At 71.6% G+C, this 24,285-nt stretch carries 16 protein-coding genes and 3 pseudogenes; 11 read left to right on the top strand and 8 right to left on the bottom strand.

The features are described 5' to 3' along the window. The first annotated feature begins 259 nt into the window (after positions 1-259). The 6 genes from QE416_RS03290 to QE416_RS03265 are packed head-to-tail and all read left to right on the top strand — an operon-like array spanning position 260 to position 7,261. Positions 260-1,459 (top strand): inositol-3-phosphate synthase, encoded by a 1,200-nt coding sequence (locus tag QE416_RS03290; protein ID WP_307313459.1) that lies wholly within the window; start codon positions 260-262, stop codon positions 1,457-1,459. Continuing rightward, positions 1,456-2,322 carry an SCO3242 family prenyltransferase gene (locus QE416_RS03285; protein ID WP_307313456.1) on the top strand — a complete coding sequence of 289 codons (867 nt, stop codon included), beginning with the start codon at positions 1,456-1,458 and terminating at the stop codon, positions 2,320-2,322. The genes QE416_RS03290 and QE416_RS03285 overlap by 4 nt, the downstream gene beginning before the upstream one ends. After that, positions 2,319-3,830, top strand: a complete 1,512-nt coding sequence (locus tag QE416_RS03280; RefSeq protein WP_307313454.1) for an EboA domain-containing protein — start codon at positions 2,319-2,321, stop codon at positions 3,828-3,830. The genes QE416_RS03285 and QE416_RS03280 overlap by 4 nt, the downstream gene beginning before the upstream one ends. A 1-nt stretch (position 3,831) precedes the next feature. Continuing rightward, positions 3,832-4,716, top strand: coding sequence for a TatD family hydrolase (locus QE416_RS03275; RefSeq protein ID WP_307313451.1), 885 nt, complete (start codon positions 3,832-3,834; stop codon positions 4,714-4,716). Next, the gene (gene eboE / locus QE416_RS03270; RefSeq protein WP_307313448.1) at positions 4,713-5,882 is read left to right on the top strand and encodes a metabolite traffic protein EboE; all 1,170 of its coding nucleotides are present in this window, start codon (positions 4,713-4,715) and stop codon (positions 5,880-5,882) included. Before QE416_RS03275 ends, eboE begins: the two co-directional genes overlap by 4 nt. Next, positions 5,879-7,261, top strand: a complete 1,383-nt coding sequence (locus tag QE416_RS03265) for a nucleotide pyrophosphatase/phosphodiesterase family protein (RefSeq protein ID WP_307313447.1) — start codon at positions 5,879-5,881, stop codon at positions 7,259-7,261. Before eboE ends, QE416_RS03265 begins: the two co-directional genes overlap by 4 nt. Positions 7,262-7,484: 223 nt before the next feature. Here QE416_RS03265 and QE416_RS03260 read toward each other — a convergent pair. The 3 genes and pseudogenes from QE416_RS03260 to QE416_RS03250 form a co-directional block, all read right to left on the bottom strand. Further along, positions 7,485-8,490: pseudogene (locus QE416_RS03260) on the bottom strand (sugar phosphate isomerase/epimerase family protein). Positions 8,491-8,528: 38 nt separating this feature from the next. Then, positions 8,529-9,719 carry a Gfo/Idh/MocA family protein gene (locus QE416_RS03255; protein WP_307317847.1) on the bottom strand — a complete coding sequence of 397 codons (1,191 nt, stop codon included), beginning with the start codon at positions 9,717-9,719 and terminating at the stop codon, positions 8,529-8,531. A gap of 92 nt (positions 9,720-9,811) precedes the next feature. After that, positions 9,812-10,861, bottom strand: coding sequence for a substrate-binding domain-containing protein (locus QE416_RS03250; protein ID WP_307313446.1), 1,050 nt, complete (start codon positions 10,859-10,861; stop codon positions 9,812-9,814). Positions 10,862-11,160: 299 nt separating this feature from the next. Here QE416_RS03250 and QE416_RS03245 point away from each other — a divergent pair. From QE416_RS03245 to QE416_RS03235, 3 genes and pseudogenes are all read left to right on the top strand, one after another. Further along, positions 11,161-12,637, top strand: a pseudogene (locus tag QE416_RS03245) (sugar ABC transporter ATP-binding protein). Next, the gene (locus tag QE416_RS03240) at positions 12,634-13,683 is read left to right on the top strand and encodes an ABC transporter permease (protein ID WP_267788320.1); all 1,050 of its coding nucleotides are present in this window, start codon (positions 12,634-12,636) and stop codon (positions 13,681-13,683) included. Before QE416_RS03245 ends, QE416_RS03240 begins: the two are co-directional and overlap by 4 nt. Positions 13,684-13,783: 100 nt before the next feature. Further along, positions 13,784-14,966: pseudogene (locus tag QE416_RS03235) on the top strand (ROK family protein). Between the two features lie 378 nt (positions 14,967-15,344). Here QE416_RS03235 and QE416_RS03230 read toward each other — a convergent pair. The 3 genes from QE416_RS03230 to QE416_RS03220 all read right to left on the bottom strand — a co-directional run bounded on the left by QE416_RS03230 (position 15,345) and on the right by QE416_RS03220 (position 18,311). Next, entirely contained in the window at positions 15,345-16,610 is a 1,266-nt protein-coding gene (locus QE416_RS03230; RefSeq protein WP_307313443.1) for an NEW3 domain-containing protein, read from the bottom strand. Between the two features lie 76 nt (positions 16,611-16,686). Then, on the bottom strand, positions 16,687-17,958 hold the full coding sequence (locus QE416_RS03225; RefSeq protein WP_307313440.1) for a hypothetical protein: 1,272 nt from the start codon (positions 17,956-17,958) through the stop codon (positions 16,687-16,689). Positions 17,959-17,975: 17 nt separating this feature from the next. Then, complete coding sequence (locus QE416_RS03220) at positions 17,976-18,311, bottom strand: hypothetical protein (protein ID WP_307317994.1); 336 nt, start codon at positions 18,309-18,311, stop codon at positions 17,976-17,978. A gap of 79 nt (positions 18,312-18,390) precedes the next feature. Between QE416_RS03220 and QE416_RS16450 the strand changes: the two genes are divergently transcribed. Next, the gene (locus tag QE416_RS16450) at positions 18,391-18,921 is read left to right on the top strand and encodes a hypothetical protein (RefSeq protein ID WP_373458833.1); all 531 of its coding nucleotides are present in this window, start codon (positions 18,391-18,393) and stop codon (positions 18,919-18,921) included. Between the two features lie 170 nt (positions 18,922-19,091). Here the strand turns inward: QE416_RS16450 and QE416_RS03210 are convergent, their stop codons facing one another. Then, the gene (locus tag QE416_RS03210; RefSeq protein ID WP_307313437.1) at positions 19,092-22,625 is read right to left on the bottom strand and encodes a PQQ-dependent sugar dehydrogenase; all 3,534 of its coding nucleotides are present in this window, start codon (positions 22,623-22,625) and stop codon (positions 19,092-19,094) included. 418 nt (positions 22,626-23,043) lie between these two features. Between QE416_RS03210 and QE416_RS03205 the strand changes: the two genes are divergently transcribed. Then, positions 23,044-23,283, top strand: a complete 240-nt coding sequence (locus tag QE416_RS03205) for a Sec-independent protein translocase subunit TatA (protein ID WP_307313435.1) — start codon at positions 23,044-23,046, stop codon at positions 23,281-23,283. A 46-nt stretch (positions 23,284-23,329) separates the two neighbouring features. Here QE416_RS03205 and QE416_RS03200 read toward each other — a convergent pair whose 3' ends face one another. After that, complete coding sequence (locus QE416_RS03200) at positions 23,330-24,253, bottom strand: LysR family transcriptional regulator (protein WP_307313433.1); 924 nt, start codon at positions 24,251-24,253, stop codon at positions 23,330-23,332. Positions 24,254-24,285: the final 32 nt, after the last annotated feature.

Here is a 24,285-nt window from a genome sequence, read left to right as displayed (position 1 = left end):
TACGCGGGGCGGAAGAGCATCCGGCGTCGAGCCGGCTTCGGATATTGCGCCCTTATCTGACAACTTTTGGTTGCCTTTCTGCAAAAGCCTCACTACTGTCGAACAGACCAGGACACCTCGACGACGAGTCCCCCCGACCACCCCCGGGCCGCCCTCCATCCCCCACCGGAGCGCCCCACCCGCACAGCTCCCACCCGCGGAGTCGCGCCGTCGCGCGTGCCCGGCAATCGACGTCCCTCAACGAAGAACGGACCCTCACGTGAACACTTCGGACACCCGACACACCGCCGACGTCGGCGCCTGGTTCATCGGCGCACGAGGCTCGCTCGCCACGACGGCGACCCTCGGCATCCACGCCCTCGCCGCGGGGGTCGCAACCCCCGTGGGGCTCACGACCGAGACCGACGCGGTGCGCGTCGACGAGTTCCCCGCGATCGCCGACATCGTCGTCGGCGGCCACGACATCTCGACCACCCCGCTCGAGGATCGGGCGCGCCAGCTCGCCGCGGGCGGCATGTTCCCCGCGGCCCTCGTCGACGCGGTCGCCGAACGCCTGCGCGAGACCGATCGGAACCTCCGCACCGTCCCCGCGATGACCGCGACCCAGCAGGAGGAGATCGACCTGCTGGCGGCCGACATCGTCGACTTCCGCGAGCGGTACGACCTGCGCGAGGTCGTCGTCATCGACGTTTCGTCCACCGAGCCCCTTCCCCCCTACCACCCGGGGTTCGAAGACGACGAGCTGCTGCAGGCGGCCCTCACGACGCCGGGCGTGCGGGTGCTGCCGCCCAGCTCGCGCGCCGCCCTCGCCGCGATAGCCGCCGGAGCCGCGTACGCGGCCTTCACCCCCTCGGCATCCCTCAACCTTCCCGTCCTGCGCGACCGCGCCGAACGGGCGGGCATCGCGTACGCGGGTCAGGACGGCAAGACCGGAGAGACGCTGCTGCGCACCGTGCTGGCCCCGATGTTCACGGCTCGCGGGTTCCGCGTGCAGTCCTGGGCGGGCACGAACCTGCTCGGCGGAGGCGACGGGGCGACCCTGGCCGACCCAGAGGCGGTGCGCTCCAAGCTCGTGTCGAAGAACCGCGGTCTGCACGCCCTCGTCGGCGACGACGTCGTGACCCCCCTGCACATCGACAACGTGCCCGACCTCGGCGACGTCAAGACCGCGTGGGACCACGTCAGCGCAACAGGTTTCCTCGGCAGCCGCGTGACGCTGCAGACCACCTGGAGCGCGTACGACTCGGCTCTGGCGGCGCCCCTGGTCATCGACCTCGTCCGCGCCCTCTCGCTCGCGACCCGCGCCGGTCATGCCGGTGTCGTCACCGCCCTCGGCTGTTTCTTCAAGGACCCGTGGGGCAGCGACGTCCACGGTTTCGGCGAGCAGACCGCCCACTTCGTCTCGTGGGTGCACGAGACCGCCGCCGCCGTCGCGGCAGCTCGGGTCGCCGCACCGTGACCCGGGTCGCGGACTACCTCGACCTCGTCCGCGCCCCCGCCTCGCTCACCGTCCTCGGCGATGCCCTCGTCGGTGCGCTGAGCGCGCGCGGGCCGGGCGCGGACCGACCCCTGCGCGTCGGTGCCCTCGCGGTCTCGTCGGTCTGCCTGTACAGCGCCGGCATGGCGGTGAACGACTGGGCGGATGCCGACCTCGACGCGCGCGAACGCCCGGAACGCCCCATCCCCTCGGGGCGGATCAGCCGTGGCCGCGCCCTCGCGGTCGGCGTGTGCCTCACCGCCCTGGGGGTCGGCTCGGCGTTCGCCGCGGGTCGCGCCTCGGGCCTGGTCTCGGTCGCGTTGGCCGGCGCGCTGTGGGCGTACGACACCGTGTTCAAGCCCACCGCGGCAGGCCCCGTGGTCATGGCCGCGTGCCGGGGGCTCGACGTGATGATGGGCGCCGCGGGCCCGGGGTGGCGCTCGGCGGTGGTCCCCGCGGGCGCGGTCGCCGCGCACACCGTCGCCGTCACCGCGATCTCGCGGGGCGAGGTCGACGGGTCGACCGCGACCACCGGTCGCGCCGCCGCGGCCGCGAGCGTCGCCGTCGCGGCATCCGGTCTGCTCGGTGGGGGAAACCACCCCGCCACCGTGCTCGGGGGAGCGCGCTACCTCGCCGCGGTCCTGCCCGAGCAGCTGCGGGTGGCACGTCAGCCCGGAGCGGCCGAGGCGCGAGACGCCACCCGCGCCGGCATCCGCGCGGTCGTCCCTCTGCAGTCGGCGCTCGCCGCCCGTGCGGGTTCGCCGCTGGCGACCGCCGCCCTGCTGGGCGTCGAGACTCTCGGCCGCTGGCTCGGCCGCCGCCGATCGAGGGGAGACATCACATGAGCTGGACCTGGGGTTACGGCACCAACGGCTTCACCGACCACCCGCTGCCCGCCGCTCTCGACGTGCTGCAGCACCACGGCTACGGCGCGGTTGCGCTGACCCTCGGCCACCCGCACCTCGACCCCTTCGCCGCCGACTGGCGTGCGCAGACCCAGGCGCTCGCCGCCGACCTGCATCGCCGCGGCCTGCGCGTGGTGGTCGAGACGGGAGCCCGCTACCTGCTCGACCCGCTGCGCAAGCACCGCCCAACCCTCGTCGACCGTGAGGCCGGCCCGCGCCTGGCGTTCCTGCGCCGTGCCGTCGAGATCGCCGCGATCCTGGGCGCCGACTGCGTGTCGCTCTGGAGCGGGGTCGTGCCCGATGACGTCTCGGTCGATCAGGCGCGCGTCCTGCTCGAGGAGCGTCTTCTCGAGCTCGCCGCGTTCGCCGCCGACTCCGGCGTCGCCCTCGCCCTCGAGCCCGAGCCCGGCATGCTCATCGAGACCGTGGCCGACGCCCTCGCGCTCCGCGCCCGCCTCGGCCACCCCGAGAACCTGGGCCTCACCGTCGACCTCGGCCACTGCGTGGTCGTCGAGCCCGAGGGAGTGGTCGGCGCCCTGCGCGCGGCGGGCGCCCTGCTGCGCAACGTGCAGGCCGACGACATGCGGCCCGCGGCGCACGAGCACCTGCCCTTCGGCGAGGGGGAGCTCGACCTGGATGCCGCCCTCTCGGCGCTGCGCGAGATCGACTACACCGGGGTGGTCGCGGTCGAGCTGCCGCGGCACGCGCACGCAGCGCCCGAGCTGGCTCGCGCGAGCATGGCCGCGTTGGTGGCGGCGGCGGAGCGCACGGCGTCCGCGGGACTCGCGGGGGGAGGAGAACCCGCAGGGGGAGAACCCCGCACCCCCGTGGCATCCTCCGTTCCCGGGTCGAGCGCCCCCGCGACACCGGTACCGCACCCCTGGACCACCCGCGCGGTCGAGCAGGTGCGGACGGATGCCACTCGCGCGCCGCGCCTGTTCGCCTCGGCGGGCCGCGAGGTGGGGCGCGCTCCCCTCTCCGCCGAGCCCTTCGCGCCGAGCGCCGACGACGCCGCCCGCGCGGCCATCGTCGCGGCCCTGGCCGACAGCGGAGACGACCCCGACGTGGTGCTCGCGCTGTACCGCCGCGGCGACGACGCCGAGCGCCGGGGCGTGCTGCGAGGGCTCGACGCGATCGAGGCGCCCCCGGCCCCCTGGCGCGAGGCCGGTCTCGAGCTGATCGCCGACGCCCTGCGCGCCAACGACACCCGGCTCGTCGCCGCCGCGCTCGGGACCTTCGCCGCGGAGCACCTCGACGACCACGCGTGGCGTCACGGCGTGCTGAAGTGCGTGTTCCTCGGCATCCCCCTCTCCGTCGTCTCGGGCCTCGGCGCCCGCGCCGACGACGAGCTCGCCGCGATGGCCGAGCGCTTCGCCACCGAGCGCCGCGCCGCGGGCCGCCCCGTGCCCGACGACCTCTCTCTCCTCCGTGCTCGCGAAAGGGCCTGACATGCGCATCTTCGACCCCCACATCCACATGTCGGCGCGCACCACCGACGACTACGAGGCCATGTACGACGCGGGCGTGCGCGCGCTCGTGGAGCCGGCGTTCTGGCTGGGCCAGCCGCGCACGAGCGTGGGATCGTTCCTCGACTACTTCGACGCGCTGATCGGGTGGGAGAGGTTCCGCGCCGCGCAGTTCGGCATCCGCCACCACTGCACGATCGCGCTGAACCCGAAAGAGGCGAACGACGCGCGCTGCCGCGAGGTGATGGCCGAGCTGCCGACCTACCTCGCCAAGGACGGGGTCGTGGCGGTGGGAGAGACCGGGTACGACTCGATGACCCCCGAGGAGGACGAGATCCTCCGCCAGCACCTCGCCCTCGGCATCGAGTTCGCCCTCCCCGTTCTCGTCCACACCCCGCACCGCGACAAGACCGTGGGCACGCAGCGCACGCTGGACGTGGTCGCCGAGTCCGGCATCCCGATGCAGCACGTGCTCGTCGATCACCTCAACGAGACCTGCGTCGATGCGGTGGCCGACAGCGGCGCCTGGATGGGTTTCTCGATCTATCCCGACACGAAGATGGACGAGCAGCGCGTGGTCGCGATCATGCAGCGCATCGGCCTCGACCGCGTCATCGTCAACTCCGCGGCGGACTGGGGCCGCTCAGACCCGCTCAAGACCGCCAAGACGGGCCTGGCGATGCTCGACGCCGGTTTCAGCGACGACGACGTCGACCGGATCCTGTGGCGCAACCCCCGCGACTTCTACGCGCAGAGCGGCCGCGTGAACACCGATCCGATCGAGGGCTTCGCCCCCGCGAGCCAGGGCCCCGACCTGTTCGAGGGCAACTCGGTGCTGCGCGGCACGGCGTCGCGCCAGGGGGCATGAGGGTGGAGCTGTCGTACTGCACCAACGTCCACCCCGCCGAAGACCTCGACGGTATCGTCCGCCAGCTCGACGAGCACGCGGGCCCGATCCGGCGGGCGGCGGGTCTCGACCGCCTCGGCGTCGGACTGTGGATGCCGGTGGACGTGGCATCCTCCCTCTCCGGTGACCCGGGGGCCCGTGCGGTTCTCGCCGACGCTCTCGAGCGCAACGCTCTGGAGTTGCGGACGGTGAACGCCTTCCCGTATCGCGGGTTCCACGACGATGTCGTCAAGCTCGCGGTCTACCGCCCCGACTGGACCACGCGCGAGCGGCGGGACTACACCCTCGACTGCGCGCGCGCCCTCGCCGCCCTGCTCCCCGAGGGCGCGGAGGGGAGCATCTCGACGCTCCCGCTGGGGTGGAGAGCGGGGTGGGATGCCGCGGCCGACCGCGCCGCCGACGAGAACCTCACCCGACTGGTCGAGGACCTCGCCGTCCTCGAGAGCGAGACGGGTCGGACGGTGCGGGTCGCGATCGAGCCCGAACCCGGCTGCATCCTCGACGACGTCGCCGACGTGGTGGCGTGGCTCGGCGCCCGCCCTCACCTCACGGACGGGGGGCGTCTCGGCCTGTGCCTCGACACCTGCCACCTCGCCGTCTCGTTCGCCGACCCCGCCGCAGCCGTCGCGGACGTCGCCGACGCCGGCATCCGGATCGTCAAGGTGCAGGCCTCGGTCGCCCTCGAGGTGCCCGACCCCGCCGACCCGCGCACGATCGAGGCGTTGCGGCCCTTCGCCGAGGAGCGCTACGTGCACCAGGTGCGCGAGGCCGGGGGCACGCGACGGGCCGACGACCTGCCCGAGGTGCTCGATGCCGCCGAGCCGTGGCCGACCGACCGCCCCTGGCGTGTGCACGTGCACATCCCCCTGCACGCCCGGCCCGCAGAGCCGCTGCACGCCACGACCGAGGTGCTGCTCGCCGCGATCGACGCCGTCCTCGAGGCCCCCGGCGGCGGTGACGCCCACCTCGACGTCGAGACCTACACCTGGTCGGTGCTGCCCCGCGAACTGCAGCCCGAAACGCTCGTCAGCGGGATCGCGGCCGAACTGCGCTGGGCGCACACGCATCTTTCCCGCGCTCTCGCCGGGGTCCCCGCATCCGCGATCGACGAAAGGATCCGCGCGTGAACAAGGTTCTGCTGCTGGACATCGTGGGGCTGACCCCGCGCGCGCTCTCGGCGATGCCCCGGCTCTCCGCCCTGGGCCGCTCCGGCGGGCACCTGGGACTCGACACGATCCTCCCGGCGGTCACGTGCAGCGTGCAGTCGACGATGCTCACCGGCACGATGCCCCGCGAGCACGGGATCGTGGGCAACGGCTGGTACTTCCGCGGTCTCGGCGACCCCCTGCTCTGGCGCCAGCACAACAAGCTCGTCGCGGGTGAGAAGGTGTGGGAGACCGCCCGCCGCTCGCGCCCCGAGCTGAGGACCGCGAACCTCGGCTGGTGGTTCGCGATGGGCGCGACGACCGACATCACCGTGACGCCGCGCCCGATCTACCACGCCGACGGGCGGAAGAGCCCCGACGCCTACGTGCGACCGGCCGCCCTGCACGACCAGCTCGTCGGGGCGCTGGGGGAGTTCCCGCTGTTCCAGTACTGGGGTCCGACCGCGACCATCCGGAGCAGCGCGTGGCTGGCCGAAGCGACCCGGGGCGTGATCACCGAGCGGTGGGGGCCGGCGCCCGATCTGGCGATGGCGTACCTGCCGCACCTCGACTACGACCTGCAGCGCTTCGGACCGAACGGCCCCCAGGCCGACCACGCGGCCCGCGAGCTCGACGACGCGATCGCCCCGCTGCTCGACGACGCGGCCGACCGCGGCTACACCGTCGTGGCGGTCTCGGAGTACGGCATCGAGCCCGCCTCGCGCCCCGTCGACATCAACCGGGCCCTCCGCCGCGAGGGGCTGCTCGAGGTCTACGTGCAGGACGGCCGCGAGCAGCTCGACCCCTGGACCTCGCGCGCCTTCGCCGTGGCGGATCACCAGGTGGCCCACGTCTACGTTCCGGATGCCGCCGACCTCCCGCGCGTCACGGCACTGTTGCGCGGGCTCGAGGGCGTCGATGAGGTGCTCGACCGCGACGCGCAGGCGCGGTACGGCCTGGATCACGAGCGCTCCGGCGAACTGGTCCTGGTGGCCGAGCCCGGGGCCTGGTTCACCTACTATTTCTGGCTCGACGACGAGCGTGCGCCCGAGTACGCGCGGGGCGTCGACATCCACCGCAAGCCGGGCTACGACCCCGCCGAGCTGTTCTTCGACCCCGCCGACCGGCTCGCGAAGGCCAAAGCCGGGGCGAACCTGGTGAAGAAGAAACTGGGCCTGCGCTACGCCATGAGCACGGTGCCGCTCGACCCGTCGTGCGTGCGCGGGACGCACGGGCGCCTGTCGTCGTCGCGCCGCGATGGACCGATGCTGGTCACGAGCGACGCCGGCCTGCTGCCCGACGCCGAGTCGCTGCCCGCCGCGGGCGTGCGCGACCTCGTGCTGCGCGGGCTGGGCGTCTGAGGCGGGCGCCGCCTGTGGCGCGGGCGGTGCGCCGAGAACAGGGGATGCGCCGAGAACAGGCCGTTCGGGGCGGATACGTCCTGTTCTGGTGGCATCCCCCTGTTCTGGTGACGCGCGACCTGGCCGCCCCGGTCCCCGACGAAGGTCACGGCCCGCACATGCGGAGGGGCCGGATGCCATGGCATCCGGCCCCTCGTCTCGCTTCCGACCGGTCCCCCCCGGATCAGCGCTGGCTGAACGCCGCGTCGAACGCCGCCCCCGACGGCTCGTACGACGACAGCTTCCGCACGAATCCGAGCGCCTCGGGCGCACCGACCAGGCGGTCCATGCCCGCGTCCTCCCACTCGACCGACAGCGGGCCGTCGTAGCCGATCGCGTTCAGCATGCGGAACGCGTCCTCCCACGGCACATCGCCGTGACCGGTCGAGATGAAGTCCCAGCCGCGACGCGGGTCGGCCCACGGCAAGTGCGACGACAGGCGCCCGTTGCGGCCGTTGCCCAGGCGCTTCTTCGTGTCCTTGCAGTGCACGTGGAAGATCTTGTCGCGGAAGTCCCACAGGGAAGGCCACCGGATCGATGTCCTGCCACACCATGTGCGAGGGGTCCCAGTTCAGGCCGAACGCCTCGCGATGTCCGATCGCCTCCAGCGCCCGCTTGGTGGTCCAGTAGTCGTAGGCGATCTCCGAGGGGTGTACCTCGTGGGCGAAGCGCACGCCGACCTCGTCGAACACGTCGAGGATCGGGTTCCAGCGGTCCGCGAAGTCCTGGTAACCGGCATCCACCATCTCCTCGGTGGCGGGCGGGAACATCGCGACGTACTTCCAGATGCTCGATCCCGTGAAGCCCGTGACCGTCTTCACGCCCAGCTTCGCGGCGAGGCGCGCGGTGTTCTTCAGCTCTTGTGCGGCACGCTGGCGCACGCCCTCGGGGTCGCCGTCGCCCCACACGCGGTCCGAGACGATGTCGCGGTGTCGCTGGTCGATGGGATCGTCGCAGACCACCTGTCCTTTGAGATGGTTCGAGATGGTCCAGACCTTCAGGCCGTTGCGCTCGAGGACGGCGAGCTTCTCCTGCACGTAGGCCTCGTCGTCCCAGCGCCAGGGGTCGAGGTGGTCTCCCCAGCAGGCGATCTCGAGGCCGTCGTAGCCCCACTCTCCGGCGAGGCGGGCCACCTCCTCGAAGGGCAGGTCGGCCCACTGGCCGGTGAAGAGCGTGATCGGTCGCGTCATCGCGTCGTCCTTTCGTCGGTGCGGGTACGGGATCGGGTTCAGGATGCCGCGAAGGCGCGGTCTGCGGCAGGGGCGGCGGCGAGATCGGCGTCGACCCCGGTCCACACGCCCTCGCTCTCGGAGCTGCGCGCGACGGCGTCGAGCACCTCCTGCACGTGCAGGCCGTCCGCGAAGGACGGGGTGGGTGCGGTGCCCGCGGCGACCGCCTCGACGAAGTCCTTCGCCTGGTGCGAGAACCCGTGTTCGTAGCCGAGCATGTGACCGGTCGGCCACCACGCGGCGACGTAGGGGTGCTCGGGCTCGGTCACGAGGATCCGGCGGAAGCCCTGTTCGGCGGCGGGGGCCGTCGCGTCGTAGAACTGCAGTTCGTTGGGGCTCTCGAGGTCGAACGACAGCGAGCCGAGGGAGCCGGAGATCTCGATGCGCAGAGCGTTCTTGCGACCCAGGCGGAAGCGCGAGGCCTCGAACGAGGCGAGGGCGCCGCTCTCGAGACGGCCGGTGAAGAGAGCGAGATCGTCGACGGTGACGGCTCCGCGCTCGGTGCCGGCGGAACCGGAGAGTCCGGACGCGGAAGCGAGGACGGGACGCTGGGCGACGATCGTCTCGAGGATGCCGGCGACGCGGACCACGCGCTGCCCGGTCATGAACTCGGTGAGGTCGACGGCGTGAGCTCCGATGTCGCCGAGGGCGCCGGAGCCGGCGCGGTCCTTCTGCAGGCGCCACGTGAGCGGGGCCTCGGCGTCGCTCAACCAGTCCTGCAGGTACTCGGCGCGCACCTGGCGGATGTCGCCGAGACGGCCGGCGGTGATGAGATCGCGGGCGAAGGTCGTGGCGGGCAGGCGTCGGTAGGTGAAGCCGACCATCGATCGGATGCCGCTGGCGGAGGCGGCCGCGGCGGCCTCGGCCATACGGCGGGCTTCGTCGACGGTGTTGGCCAGAGGCTTCTCGCACAGCACGTGCTTGCCGGCGGCGAGGGCGGCGATGGCGATCTCGGCGTGCGAGTCGCCGGGGGTCACGATGTCGACGACGTCGATGTCGGAGCGGTGGATGACCTCGCGCCAATCGGTCGCACTCTCTCGCCATCCCCAGGTGTCGGCGGCCGTTTGCGTGCGGGCGGCGTCGCGCCCGACGAGCACGCTCATCTCGGGGGCGAGGGGGAGGTCGAAGAAACGAGGAGCGACGCGCCATCCCTGGGAATGCGCGGCGCCCATGAATCCCGCACCGATCATGGCGATGCGAAGGGGCTGGGTCACGATGACGTCTTTCTGTGGGGGGACGAGGGACGGGGCGCCCGCGACGAACGCGGGCGCCCCGGACCGGGTCAGGACTGGAACGAGAGGTCGATGAAGGACGCGACGTTGTCCTTCGTCACCACGGGGGCGTCCAGCACGATGCGGTTGGGAACGCTGGGGGTGATGAGGTCTCCCGCGGTCTTGCCCTGGGCGATCAGGCGTGCCAGCGCGATGCCGTCGGCGGCCTGCGTCGACGGGTAGATCACCGTCGCCTTGAGGACGCTGTCGTCGGCCTGGATGGACTCCATGGCGTTGCGGCTGCCCGCACCGCCGACCATGATGAACTCGTCGCGACCGGCCGCCGTGACGGCGGCGAGCACGCCGATGCCCTGGTCGTCGTCGTGGTTCCAGATGGCGTCGATCTTGGGGTTGGCCGACAGCAGCTGCGAGGTCGAGGCCTCGCCGCCCTGCACGGTGAAGTCCGCGGCGACGCGGGGGCCGACCTTCAGGCCGCAGTCCGACAGGGCGTCGGCGAAGCCCGCCGAGCGGTCCTGCGTGAGCGGCAGCGAGTCGATGCCCGCGATCTCGCCCACGATGGCGTTGCTGTTGCCCTCAAGCTGCGAGCAGATGTAGGTGCCGGCGCTGACGCCCATGCCGTAGTTGTCGCCGAGGATCGTCGAACGGGCGGCGAAGGGGCTCGAGAACTCGCGGTCGACGTTGATGACGGGAATGCCCGCGTTCATCGCCTTGATCGCGACCTCGGTCAGGGCGGCGCCGTCGCTGGGCAGCAGCACGATGGCATCCACGCCGTCGTTGATGAAGGTCTCGACGGCGGCGATCTGCGCGTTGACGTCGTTGGTGCCCTCGGCGACCTTCAGGTCGACGTCGGGGAAGCTCTCGGCGGCGGCGAGTGCGCCGGAGTTGATGGCGCCGAGCCAACCGTGGTCGGCGGCGGGGCCGGAGAAGCCGATGGTGACGGTGTCACCGGCGGCGGCGTTCTCCTCGGTCGTGGTGCCCTGGTCGACGACGTTCTGGCTGTCGCCGCCCGAACCGGTGCAACCGGCGAGCAGGCCGACCGAGGCGATGACGGCGATGCCGGTCAGGACGAGTCGCGAACGCGACTTCCACTGTGAGCGCATGTTTCCTCCTTGAAATGTGATGCAGCTGGGGTCATCGCGGCCCCGGGTCACTCCGGAAAGAGGGGTCCACTCTGACGCGGCTCACGCTAGCAGAAGTGTCGTCCCGGCGAGCATCTTTTGTTTTTTTATCCGCATAAGTACCGCTGGCGAGCCTTTGTGCCTGAAGAGTGCTCGCGTGCGCGCGGGAGACGGCCGCCCGCTTTCCCTCGGAACACGGGTCGCGCGACGACGAGGCGGCGTGTTATGTTCGCCGCGTGATCAAAGTTGACCATCAGTCGTCATTACTCACCGTCCGAGGCGTGACCAAGTCCTTCGCCGGCGTCCGCGCCCTGCGCGGTGTCGATCTCGACATCGTCGCCGGAGAGGTGCACTGCGTGCTGGGCCAGAACGGCGCGGGCAAGTCGACTCTCATCAAGACGCTCGCGGGCGTCCACCGCCCCGACGAGGGCGAGATCGTCTGGCTCGGCGAGAACGTCGAGATCGCCGATCCCGACGCGGCCATCGAGCTCGGGATAGCCACGATGTACCAGGAGCTCGACGTCGTCGACGGCCTGACGATCGCCGAGAACATCTTCCTCGGGCACGAGCTCGCGCGCGGCGGTTTCACCCAGCGCGCCGAGGCGGCCCGTCAGACGAAAGAGCTCCTTCGCCGACTCGGCCACGCCAACCTCTCGCCGAACACCGAGGTCGGCTCGCTCAGCGCCGCGAACAAGCAGATCGTGAGCATGGCGCGCGCCCTGTCGCACGACATCAAGCTGATCATCATGGACGAGCCCTCCGCCGTGCTCGACACCGAAGAGGTCAAGAACCTCTTCGCGGTCGTGCGGGAGCTCACCGCGGCGGGTATCGCCGTCGTCTACATCACGCACCGGCTCGAGGAGATCCGCGAGATCGGCGAACGCATCACCGTTCTGAAGGACGGCCGTACGACCGCGGTCGGCCTCTCCGCCGCCGACACCCCCGAAGGCCGAACTCATCCGGCTCATGACCGGGCGCGAGGTCGCGAACGTCTTCCCGGAGCGGGTGCCCGTGGCATCCGATGCACCCGTCGTGCTCGACGTGCAGGGACTCGGACTCGACGGGGTCTTCTCCGACGTGTCGTTCTCGGTGCGCGCCGGCGAGGTCGTGGGGTTGGCGGGACTCGTCGGATCGGGCCGGTCGGAGATCCTCGAGACCGTGTACGGCGCCCGCCGCTCGAGCGCCGGCTCGGTTCGCGTGCGCGAGAAGGTGCTGCCGCGCGGGTCCGTCCGCGCCGCCGTCGGGGCGGGCATCGGGCTGTCTCCCGAGGAGCGCAAGAGCCAGGGGCTCGTGCTCGACGAGCCGATCTTCGTCAACATCGCCCTCGCCTCGATGAAACGCTTCGCCAAGGGCGGGTTCCTCGACGACCGCGCGGCGCGCAAGGTCGCGCGCGAGCAGATCGACGCCTTCGAGCTGCGCCCCGCCGATCCCGATCGACCCGCCCGCACCCTCTCGGGCGGCAACCAGCAGAAGATCCTGCTCGCCCGCTGGCTCGTGCACGGCACCGAGGTGCTGCTGCTCGACGAACCCACCCGCGGCGTCGACGTCGGCGCTCGCGCCGAGATCTACGCCCTCATCCGCGATCTCGCCGCCGCAGGCAACGCCGTCGTCGTCGTCTCGAGCGAGATCGAAGAGGTGCTCGGCCTCGCCGATGTCGTCCTCGTCGTCGCCGACGGTCGGATTCTGCGCACCCTCCCCTCCCACCAGATCGACGAGCACGGTGTGCTCGATCTCGTCATGAAAGGATCCGCCGCGTGAGCGAGCCGACCACCCCGACCCGTGCACGCACGGTCCCCACAGAGACCGGGGCCGTCGCGGCCCCGGCTCCCGCGCCGGCCTGGCGCCGCTTCCTCTCCGGTTCGGCCGGTCGAAACATCGGCCTCGTCGTCGCCCTGCTCGTGATCGTCGTCGTCGGCGCGATCACCGCCCCCGGTTCGTTCACGAGCGTCGACAACCTGCTCGTCATCCTCCGCCAGGCCTCGATCATCGGCGTGATCAGCATCGGCATGACCCTCGTGATCATCGCCGGCGGCATCGACCTGTCGGTCGGCTCGGTCATGGGCCTGGCCTCGGTCGTGGCCACCCTCGCCGCCGTGCAGGATCTCGCCGACAACCTGCACTGGAGCGTCATGGTCGTCATCGCTCTCGCGGTGGGCGTGGGCGCGGGCCTGATCAACGGCATCGTCATCGCCTACGGCAACGTCGTGGCCTTCATGGCCACCCTCGCCATGCTCGTGGGCGCCCGGGGCCTCGCCGAGATCCTCGCCGAGCGTCGCACGCTCGTCGTGCAGGACCGCGGCTTCATCACCTTCATGAACGCCGACATCCTCGGCGTCGACATCCTCATCTGGATCTTCGCGATCGTCGCGGCCCTGGGCTGGGTGCTGCTGAACCGCACCACGTTCGGTCGACGCACGGTCGCCGTCGGCGGCAACCGCGAGGCCGCGCGCCTCGCCGGCATCGACGTGCGCCGCCACACGATGTGGCTCTACGCCATCACGGGACTGTGCGCCGGCATCGCGGCCGTCATGATCCTCGGCCGCACCACGGCCGGCACGTCGACGCACGGTCAGCTCTACGAACTGGATGCCATCGCGGCGGTCGTCGTGGGCGGCACGCTGCTCGTCGGCGGCCGGGGCACGATCACCGGTACGGTGTTCGGCGTCCTCATCTTCGCGACGCTGTCCAACGTGTTCATCCAGAACAATCTCTCGTCTTCCGTCCAGGCGGTGGCGAAAGGTGTCATCATCGTGGTCGCGGTGCTCCTGCAGCAGCGCTTCTCCCGTCCGCCGGGACGAGGCTGACGACCCCTTGTGCCGACGGCGGCTGCGTGATTCGCGTAGCCGCCGTCCGTAAGTGGATGGAATGCATTGCTACTAATGGTGTACTGAGGGCGTGAAGAGGATGACGACAGATTCGGTGCAGTCGGTCAACGGCGTGAGCCAGTTGTTCCAGCTGCTGCGAGACGGCGTACCGCGTACGCGTGCGGAACTGGCCAAGTCGACCGGGCTCGCCCGATCGACGGTCGCCGTCCGTGTCGACGAGCTCATGCGGATGGGCCTCATCACCCCGGTCGCCGACGCCGTGTCCACCGGCGGGCGTCCCCCGTCGCAGTTCGCCATCAACCCCGCCGCCAAGGTCGTCGTGGCCGTCGACCTCGGCGCGTCGCACGCCACGGTCGCGATCGCCGATCTCACCGGCAAGGTGCTCAGCGAGCGCACCGGCGAGATCGACATCGCCACGGGCCCCGAGCCCGTGCTGACCTGGCTCGTCGAGACCGCCCTGGCGCTGCTGTCCGAGTCCGGACGCTCGACCACCGACGTCGCCGCCATGGGCATCGGCGTCCCCGGGCCCGTCGAGCACTCCACCGGCCAGCCGGTGAACCCGCCGATCATGCCCGGGTGGGACCGCTTCGACATCCCCGGCTGGATCTACCAGCACATGCCCGTCCCGGTCCTCGTCGACAACGACGTCAACATCATGGCCCTGGGCGAGCGCAGCATCGCCTGGCCCGCCGTCGACCACTTCATGTTCGTGAAGGTGGCGACCGGCATCGGCACCGGCATCATCTCCGACGGCCGCCTCCAGCGCGGCGCCCAGGGCATCGCCGGCGACATCGGCCACGTCCAGGTCGCGCGCGGCGCCGACATCCCGTGCCAGTGCGGCAACCGCGGGTGCCTCGAGGCCCTGGCATCCGGCCCCGCGATCGCCCGTGCGCTGCGCGCGCAGGGGATCGAGGCGCACACCGGCTCCGACGTGGTCGATCTCGTCAAGCGCGGCAACATCGACGCGATCCAGGCCGTGCGCCAGGCGGGTCGCGACATCGGCGAGGTGCTCACCACGTGCGTGAGCCTCATGAACCCCTCGGTCATCGCCATCGGCGGCTCCATGGCCCGCGTCGGCGAGCACCTCATCGCGGGTGTTCGTGAGGTCGTCTACACCCCGCTCCACGCCCCTCGCCACCGAGTACCTGTCGATCGTGCAGTCGGTGGCCGCCGAGAAGGCCGCGGTGATCGGCGCGAGCATGCTCGCCGTCGAGCACGCCCTCGCCCCCGAGTCGCTGAACGCCGCGTTCCTGCGCGCCTGACCCGCCGCGGGCGGGGGTCGCGGCCGGGCTCGGTGCGCGTACCCAACGGCGGAGTGTTTGTTCGACATGCCGGTTCGGGATGCCGGGTGCCCGGCGCGTCGTGATGTTTTCCGCCGGTGGGCTCGGTGTGGCTTCCACGGTCGGCTGGGGGAGTCGGGTGACCCGCGAGCCGTCGGTCTCGGTGGTCGCCGGGGCCGGGGCGACCTGCGGTCCGGGCGCCTGTACCTAACGGCGGAGTGTTTGTTCGACATGCCGGTTCGGGATGCCGGGGGTCCGGTGCGTCGTGATGGTTTCCGCCGTTGGGCTCACCGTGTTCGCCGGAGCCGTCGGTCGGTCGCTCGCGGCGCGGAGTGTCCCTCTCCACGCCGCGAGCGGGTCTCAGGGCGAGCGGCGCGAGGCGCGAGTGATGGACGCGGGTGTGGTGGCATCCGGCGTACCAGGGTCGGCGCCCGCCCCGGCGGGCACCGGTTCTTGCCGGGCGTCGACGCCCGACCCGGCACCCGATCCACCCGACCCGGCACCCGATCCGCCCGACCCGGCGTCGACGCCCGGCCCGGCATCCGATCCGCCCGACTCGGCATCCGCCCCCTCGGCATCCGCCCGCGCGGCGGCCACCGCGGCGGCGATCTCGCGCGCGTGAGCGGCCTTGCGTCGTCGCGCGGCGACGATGCGCCAGGCCACGAGCAGGGCGATCGCGGCGAGGATCGCGAGCGCGGTCCACGGCACGGCGGCGGTGGCGGCGGCGGCCTGCGACACGAGCGGATCGAGGGTCGAGGGTTCGGCGCCCGCGAGCGTCCGCGAGACCACCTGCGAGGTCGCCTGCACGTCGGCCGACAGCAGCACCAGCGGCACGACCCCGGCGACCTCGACGGTGCGCTGCAGCGAGCTGCCCGGGAGCAGTTCGGGGGCGTCGTCGGCCGCGGTCACGCGCGCCCAGCCGAAGGGTCCGCCCAGGGCGACCTCGACGTTCGGGTCGAGGCGGGTGTTGCCGGTGTTGGTCAAGGTGTACGTGACCGTGGCGGAGCCGGTCTCGGCGGGGTTCGCGGTGCCGTGGTAGTCGACGGCCACCTCGCCCACCGCCAGCGCGGGTGCGAGATCGCCCTGCACCCGCAGGTGCACGCGCGAGCCGAGGCGCCGCTCGGTGACGGTGCCGTTGTCGGCGGTGACGAGCATGGATGCCACGATGCCGGCGGCGTAGTCACCGGGGGCCGCGTCGGCCGGGACGGCGACGGTGAAGGGCACCTCGGCGCTCGCGCCGCTGTCGAGGGTGAGCTCGGGGGACGCGATCGAGACCCAGCGGCCGAGGTCGGTGGACTCCGCGCCGCCGGCGAGGATGTCGAGGGCTCCGTCGTCGGTGAGGAAGCCGTCGGCGGCGTAGACGCGCAGGGTGATCGGCTGGGGGCTGCGGTTGGCGACGTACAGGGCGTCGCCGACGGTGCCGCCGGGCAGCAGGTCGTAGGCGTAGTTGGGGCGGTCTCGCCCCTGAGCGGTGTCGGCGGGTTTGACGCTCCAGGTCACCGTGGTCTCGGCGGACGGAGCGGCAGCCGCGGAGGCGGCGAGGGGTGTTCCCAGCAGCAGCGCGAGGCCGGCGAGGAACGACAGGAGCAGTCGGAGCGGGCGGGGGGAGATCTTCGCCTGGGACATGGGCGCGGCTTTCGTGTGGAAGGGGTTCCGTCGGGGCCGCACGTGGCAGAGAGCGCGGCCCCGACGGGGTGGGGGATCAGCTGAGGGCGGTCAGCGTCACGGTCGCGGTGTAGGTGCCGCGGGGGGTCTCGAGCGGGAGCTTGAGATCCAGGTCGGCACCCACGAGCGAGGAGCCGCGCTCGTGGCCGTCGTTCGCCTGAGCGAGGGTGCGGGCGACCGACAGGCCCTGGCCGCTGTCGAAGCCGGAGGGCACGGGAGCGCCGGCGATGGCACCGCCCTGCGTCTCGAGCACCTCGGGGGTCCAGCCGAGGTACTTGCTCGACACCTCCTGGCCCCCGGCGGTGAAGTTCGACACCTGAGCGGTCAGCGACCATCCGGGGTTGCCGGCCCGGGTGTCCTGCACGCGGATCGGCACGATCTCACCCGACGCGGCGTAGTGGTCGAGGTTCTCGGTCGCGACCCCGAGGTCGACGAGGCGCGAGGTGCCCTCGATCGACCACGTGAGCTCGCCCGAGCCCTGGTCGGGGACCGTCACCGCGATGGCCTGGTCTCCGGCGGGAGGCGCGGTCGGCGCCTCGCCCGTGTAGTCGCCCGTGGTCGAGCCGGCGCGGACTCCCGCACCGAACGCGGCGGCGGGGGAGTTGCCGTCGAGCGCGAGAGCCCCATAGACCGTGGTGTTCGCCACGCGCAGGTTCGCGGTGTTCCCGGTGAGCGACAGGCCCCCGCCGATCGAGTTGGCGAACGCGTCGGAGCCGCCGTCGGCAGTGGCGCCGATGAGCACGTCGCGCGAGCTGCCGCTCACGGTGACGTCTCCCTTCACGACGGCGCCGGTCATCGACACACCCCAGCCCGAGCCGTCGACCGACACGTCGGCGCCGACCGAGGAGCGCACGACGTCGACGTAGTTCGCCCGCTGGGTGAGCAGCGAACCCGAGATCGCACTGTCGACGACCTCGACGTCGATACCGCCGGCCTCCACCGAGCCCCCGACCTTGAGGTCATTGACGTAGAGGAAGCCCACGGTGGTGTCGGCGGAGTACGCGCTGATATCACCGGCGACGCTGGTTCCGTCGAGCGAGACGCCGTACGCGTCGGTGGCGACGACGTCTCCCGTGACGGTGACCGAGGTGGCATCCAGCCATCCGCCCGCCTCGACGACGATGTCGCCCTCGACGGTCGCGCCGCCGAGCACGCAGTCCGCGCCGCCGGGGACGATCAGATTCCCCGAGACGGTCTGGCTGCCCAGGTCGTCGGTGCAGGTGAGGTCGGCCGCGTACGCGGGAACGGCGACGACGCTGCCCCCGATGACGAGGAGTCCGACGGTGGTGAGTTTCGTGATTCTGTTCATCGGTTCTTCCTCGTCGCTCAGCCGCGCAGGGCTGCGATGTTGTCGTAGCTGCGGTCGGCGTTGGCGAGCGAGTCACCGGGGTTGACCGGCACCGTGGAGGCGTTGTCCTGTTCGAACATGCCGAAGCGCTGGCCGCGGTCGCGCAGCTGCGACAGGAACGCCGTGTAATCGATGTTCCCGGCGCCGAACTCGACGATGTCGTAGCCGTTCGCGCTGCTCGGGTTGAGCTTGCCGTCCTTCAGATGGAGGATCGGGAAGCGGCGGGGGTCGCGCTTGATGTAGTCGATCGGCTCGAACCCGGGGTACAGGTGCTTTCCGACGTGCGCCCAGTAGACGTCCATCTCGAAGAACACCGTCTCGGGGTTTGAGGTTCGCCCAGTACAGGTCGTAGATGCGCTCGTTCGTGTCCGTCGTGAAACCCCACTCCTGGGCGTGGTTGTGCAGGTAGAGCTTGATGCCCGCCGCGCGCCCCTTCTCGCCCATCTGGTTCCACGTGCCGATGGCCTGCATCCAGGCATCCTTGGCGAGGGGTCCGCCGTACCCGCCCGCGATGGGCCCGCCCTGACCCAGGTGCGGCATGCCCAGCACGTGCGCGATCTCGAGCTGCTGGTCGATGTTGGCCGGGGTGAGGTTGACGTGCGCACCGGTCGCGCGCAGGCCGTTGTCGTCGAGCAGCTGGCGGATCTCCTGCGGGGTGATCGCGCCGACATTGCCCTGCGTGTAGCCCGCGAACTCGATCTCCGAGTAGCCGATGCGGGCCAGCTCCTCGAACACCGCGCGGAAGCCCAGCGAGCTGACCTTGTCGCGGACGGTGAAGAGCTGGATGCCGATGCGATTGACGGGGACGAGACGCTTGCCGGCGCTGACCGGGGGAGCGGCCGCCGCGGCGCGGGCGCCGAGGGCGGTGGACGCCGAGGCGGCGGCGGGCATGGCGGCGGCGCCGATGCCGATGGCGACGGATGATGCCGCCAGGGCCTTGAGCAGGGTGCGCCGGCTCATGGGCCGATCCGGCACCGTGGGGTGCGCGTGGTCGTGGTGGTGACTCATGACTCTCCTTCGAGGTGGGTCCGCCCCGGGGCCGGGGACGACCGTGGGGGTGGTGGGGGCCGCGGTGCGCGACCCCCACCGGGGTGTTACTTCTTGACGGTCAGGGTCGCGCTGCCGCTGCTCTTCGCGATCCCGGTCGAACCGGTGTAGGAGGCCTGCACCTGGTAGGCGCCCTCCGCGCTGAGCTTGGGCAGGGTCACCTGTACGGTGCCGTCTGCGCCGAGCGTGCCGGTGAGGGTGGTCACGACCGCGTTGTTGCGGCGGATCGTTACCGTGGCGTCGCCGGTCGGGACGATGCCCGTCGACGAGGTCACCTGGACCGTGGCGGTGGCGGCCACGGCGGGCTTGACCGGCGTGGGCGAGACGGCGACCGAGGTCGTCGACTTCGCCTGCGAGACCGTGAGGCGACCGATGCCGGCCGATCCCTTGAAGGTCTCGTCGGCCCCGTAGGTGGCCCGCAGGGTGTGCGTGCCGACCGGGAGATCCGCCGGGAGGGCGACGACGGCGTTGCCGTTCGCGTCCAGAGTCGCGCGACCGAGCTCGGTCTCGCCGACGGTGAGCACGACCTCGCCCGTGGGGGCGCCGCCCTCTCCGCGCACCGACACCGTCACGTCGCCGGGGGCGCCGTAGGTGACGCGCGGGGAGCCGAGCGAGACGAGCGTGCGGGTGTCGACGGTCGGCTCGTTGGGAGCGTCGAGGTCGATCGTGAACGACACGGAACCGAGCTCCGAGACGTTGCCGCCGGTGTCGGTGGCCCGGTAGCGGATGTCGTAGACACCGTCCTGGTCGAACGTCACCCCGTACTGCTGGTTCGCCGCGAGGGTGATCCAGGTCGCGCCGTTGTCGCGCGAGTACTGGACGCTCGCGAGCGTGCCGTTGTCGGCGGCCTGCACCGAGAAACGGACCGGCTCGTTGAACACGCCGCCGACACCCGTGGGGGTGGCGGGGGCCAGCGTGTGCGCGACCGTCGGGGGCGTGACGTCTCCGACGCCGTCGCCGACCATCGTCAGCGCGTCGACGGCGAGCTCGTCGGCCGAGGTGATGTAGAGCGCTCCGGTGCCCTCGGGGGCCTCGAAGGCGATCTCGACGTCCTGCCAGCCGTTCCCCGCGGGGATGGTGGCGGTCGCGAAGGGCTCGGCGTCGGCCGCTCCCCAGCGCAGCTGCACCTCTCCCGCGCCGCTCGCGCGGACCACGGCGCCGTCGATCCCGGCGAAGTTCACCGGGTCGAAGGCGAGGGAGTCGCCCGCTCCGAGGCCGCGGACGGCGTTGCCGCCCGAGGCGTCGGCGTCGGCGTAGACCGTGACACCCTCGCGGCGGATCGCGTGCTCGGCCTGCTGCAGCTTGGGGTTCAGGCGAACGGTCGCCTCACCCGTGGCCGCCGGCAGTCCGTTGGCGCCCGCGTCGGTGTAGGTGACCACGACCGCGCCGTAGAGCAGGGCGCCGGGGCCGTGCTCGGGCGAGTTCGGGTCGGTGCGGAAGACGCCCGTGCACCCCGTGCCCGAGACCTCGGGGTGGGCGTGCTCGTCGTGGCCGAGACCGTAGGTCCACGTCACGCGGGAGCACTCCGTGGCGTCGCCGTCCTCGGCATCCGTCGTCGTGACCTGGAAGGGAATTGCCTGCCCCCAGTCGAAGAACGCGCCGTTGCCGGGGAAGGCCACGGTCACCTCGGGTGCCTGGTTGCCGACCGAGATGGTGCGCGAGGTCAGGCCGAAGCGTCCACCCGGGTCGGACACGCGCAGACGCGCGGTGTAGTTGGCGATGTCGGTGTAGGTGTACGACGCCGTGACGCCGGTGGCGTCGAACGAGCCGTCGCCGTCGAAGTCCCACTCGTAGGTGAGGGCGTCACCGTCGGGGTCGGTCGAGGTCGACGCGTCGAACTCCACGGTCAGGGGAGCCTGCGACGACGAGGTGGGGGTCGCGGTGAAGCGCGCCTGGGGCGACTTGTTCCCGGCCACGTAGTCGATGCGGTACAGGCCGGCATCGGGGTTCGCGCGGAAGAAGCCGTCACCGTAGTCGAGCACGTACATCGAGCCGTCGGGCCCGATCTCCATGTCCATGGGGTTGTCGTGCGTCGGCTGGCCGAGGGTGCTCAGCGCGGCGTTGGGCAGGAAGTCCTCGATCGCGCTGACCTCGAAGGTGTCCCAGTCGAGCGTGAACGCGGCGATGTAGTCCTGCGAGAACTCGCCCATGAAGGCCTTGCGGTCCCAGTGCTGGGGAAGCTTCGTGGGCGAGGGGTTGGTCTCGTCGTAGTGGTAGACGGGTCCGCCCATGGGGCCCTGGCCGTTGCCGGCACCGAAGTTCACAAGCTCGTCCCACGGCTGGTCGCCGGGGTTGTCGCCGTACCAGAGGGTCGCGGGCTGCGCGGGGGGAAGGTCGGTGAGACCGGTGTTCCAGCGCGACTCGTTCTTGAGGTTGGCCGGGTCGAAGAACGCGCCCGGCGTCGCCGTGGCGAAGTCCCAGTCGTTGTACGCCTGGTTGTCGGCGTGCACGTAGGGCCACCCGGCGTTCTGCGGCTCGTCGAGGCTGATGGCGTTCCACTCCACCAGGCCCATGGGTCCGCGGCCCGCGGTGTCGGCGACGGCCTTCGTCGCGTCGGGTCCGTAGTCGCCCCACGACAGCGAGTTGGTCTCGATGTCGACCTCGATACGGAAGGGGTTGCGAACACCCATCACGAAGATCTCGGGGCGGGTCAGCTCGGTCCCCGGGGCGAAGAGGTTGCCCTCGGGGATCGTGTACGAGCCGTCGTCCTCGACGTGGATGCGCAGGATCTTTCCGCGCAGGTCGTTGGTGTTACCGGCACCGCGGCGCGAGTCGAAGCCGGGGTTGTACCCGGGGGCGTCGTTGTTGGGGGCGAAGCCGTTGGCTCCCGGAGTGGATGCCGGGGTGTTGTCGCCCGTGCTCAGGTAGAGGTTGCCGTCGCCGTCGAAGCCGATGTCGGCACCGACGTGGCAGCACTGCCCGCGCTGGACCTCGACGTCGAGGACGACCTGCTCGCTCGCGAGGTCGAGGGCGTCTCCGTTCCACTGGAAGCGGGCGAGACGGTTCACGCCGACCCACTGGTCCCAGTACGACTCGTCGGCGCCGGCGGGGAGCGTGTTGGGGGAGTTGCCCGCCGGGGTGTCGGCGACGCCGTCGCCGTCGGCGTCGCGCGGGGAGTACACGAGGTACACCCAGTTGTTCTCGGCGAAGTTCGGGTCGAGGGCGACCGTCTGCAGGCCGTCCTCGGAGTTGGCGTAGACGTCGAGCGTGTTGGTGACGCGCGTGACGCCGGTCGCCGGGTCGGTGAGGCGGACGTCGCCGTTGCGGGCGGTGTGCAGCACGCGCTTGTCCGGCAGCACCGCGAGGTCGATGGGCTCGCCCACGTCCTTCGTGAGCAGCACGCGCTCGTAGTTGCTCCAGTCCAGAGCGCCGCCGTTCTCGCCGGTGTCGCCGGGGTCGGGGGTGCCGGGGTCGGTGGGGTCGCCGTGGTCGCCCCCGGGGTCGGTCGTGCCGTGGTCGTGCCCGTCGTGCGCGAAGGCCGGGGCGGGTGCTGCGGCGAGGGCGCCCAGGCCCAGCGCGGTGGCCGCGAGGGCCGCCGTCAACCGGGACCGGACGACCGGATGCCGAGAAGTAGAGTTCATCGTGAAACAGCTCCTGTGAATGCGTTCGAGTTGTTTTCACCGGGTCGCCACACAGTCGGTCTCAACGGCTGGTCGTGGCGGCCCGGGCTCTTCGTGCGGTGGCGGTCGGCCACACGCGGTGCATGCTCCTTACTCTTCGTCGAGTGGGAGGGGTCGCCGATCACCGCCTCTCAGGGCGGTTCGTTGGGCGAGCCTCGGGGGGATGAGGCGTCCTGCGGTGCGGGACGTCGCTCGTCGTCATCTTGACGGATGTTTTTCCATAGGTCAATCAAAAGATGCGTAACGTGCGCACAACAAAAGTGCGCCTGCCGCGAGTCTTGTGGTTCGCTTCCGTCGCGGGCTAGCATCGCCGGACGGTGCGTCTCGCGCCGATCCCCCACCCGTCGGCGAAGAGGCCGGCACGGCCGAGGAGGCCCCCATGCTCCATGGACTGACCGGATGGCATCTGCTGATCGTTCTCGCGGTGATCGTCCTCTTGTTCGGTGCTGCCAAGCTGCCGGCCCTGGCTCAGAGCGTCGGAAAGTCGGCCCGCCTGTTCAAGGGCGAGCTCAAGGCGATGAAGGACGACGACTCGGTGCCGCTCGACCACGCGGTCGCGCCGGCGCACCCCGAACCCCGGTCCACGGCGGTCGTCGCGGATCCGCCTCCGACGCGCTGAACACTCCGCGACGATGGGGTGCACCCGCCGCGCCGCGCTCCGCGGATCAGACGGGGTCGATGCCTGAGACGTGCGCCGACGCCCGCGCCGACACGGCGCGCAGCGCCGACAGCACGCGCCGCACCGCGGCGTAGGCCAGCGCGTCGGGTCGCGCCAGCGCGTCCACGTGGCGCACCAGGGCGAGGTCGGCGAGCGGTCGCAGCACCAGCCCGTCGACGGCGAGGGGCGTCGTCGTGGTGCGCGGCATGACGGCGATCGCCGCGCCGGCGCGCACGACCTCGGCCGTCACCGAGAACTCGTTGATGCGGTGGGCGACGTCGAGAGGGCGCCCCACGTGCGCGGCGAGATGGTCGAGCACCCCGGCGAGCGGGAACCCGGGGTGCACCGACACCCACCTCTCGGCGACGAGGTCGGCCGCACGCAGCTCGTCGCGTCGGGCGAGCGGGTGGTCTGCCGGAAGGGCGATGTCGAGCGGCTCTTCGAGCAGCGGCACCGTGACCACGCGGTCCGCGGGCCACGGTTCGTCGTGCGCGAGGCGGTGCGCCACGACGAGGTCGTGGTCGGCGGTCAGCCCCGGAAAGTCGCGATGAGCCACATCGGCGTCGGCGAGGTGCAGCGGCGGCGTGCCGTCGAGCTCGCGCAGGAGGGGCCCGAAGAGCGTGAGCGCGGCGCTGTGGAAGGCCGAGACGCGCACCGGGCGATCGCTTGCGTCGAGGAACGCGCCCACGGCCTCTCGCGCCGACACGAGAGCCTCGTCGACCCGCGCGCCGGCGGCGGCGAGGGCCTCTCCGGCGGGCGTGAGGGCGAGGGTGCGCCCGTGCCGGGTGGTCAGCGGAACGGGCACGTGTGCCTGCAGCGCGGACAGCTGCTGCGACACCGCCGACGCGGAGACGTGCATGCGCTGCGCCACGGCGGCCACGCTTCCGCGGTCTCGGAGCTCGCGCAGCAGGCGAAGATGACCGACATCCATAAGGACGAACTTACGACACGGTGAAGAAGGAG

It is taken from the genome of Microbacterium sp. SORGH_AS_0421, assembly GCF_030818635.1.
Classification (GTDB): domain Bacteria; phylum Actinomycetota; class Actinomycetes; order Actinomycetales; family Microbacteriaceae; genus Microbacterium.
This window is presented reverse-complemented; position numbering and strand designations above follow the sequence as displayed.

What these genes read in the sequence shown, in the direction of transcription:
- QE416_RS03280 (WP_307313454.1), top strand. Translation starts at nt 2,319, where the DNA reads ATGAGCTGGACCTGGGGTTACGGCACCAACGGCTTCACCGACCACCCG.
- QE416_RS03210 (WP_307313437.1), bottom strand. Translation starts at nt 22,625, where the DNA reads ATGAACTCTACTTCTCGGCATCCGGTCGTCCGGTCCCGGTTGACGGCG.
- QE416_RS03255 (WP_307317847.1), bottom strand. Translation starts at nt 9,719, where the DNA reads ATGATCGGTGCGGGATTCATGGGCGCCGCGCATTCCCAGGGATGGCGC.
- QE416_RS03230 (WP_307313443.1), bottom strand. Translation starts at nt 16,610, where the DNA reads ATGTCCCAGGCGAAGATCTCCCCCCGCCCGCTCCGACTGCTCCTGTCG.
- QE416_RS03275 (WP_307313451.1), top strand. Translation starts at nt 3,832, where the DNA reads ATGCGCATCTTCGACCCCCACATCCACATGTCGGCGCGCACCACCGAC.
- QE416_RS03225 (WP_307313440.1), bottom strand. Translation starts at nt 17,958, where the DNA reads ATGAACAGAATCACGAAACTCACCACCGTCGGACTCCTCGTCATCGGG.
- QE416_RS03200 (WP_307313433.1), bottom strand. Translation starts at nt 24,253, where the DNA reads ATGGATGTCGGTCATCTTCGCCTGCTGCGCGAGCTCCGAGACCGCGGA.
- eboE (WP_307313448.1), top strand. Translation starts at nt 4,713, where the DNA reads ATGAGGGTGGAGCTGTCGTACTGCACCAACGTCCACCCCGCCGAAGAC.
- QE416_RS03250 (WP_307313446.1), bottom strand. Translation starts at nt 10,861, where the DNA reads ATGCGCTCACAGTGGAAGTCGCGTTCGCGACTCGTCCTGACCGGCATC.
- QE416_RS03205 (WP_307313435.1), top strand. Translation starts at nt 23,044, where the DNA reads ATGCTCCATGGACTGACCGGATGGCATCTGCTGATCGTTCTCGCGGTG.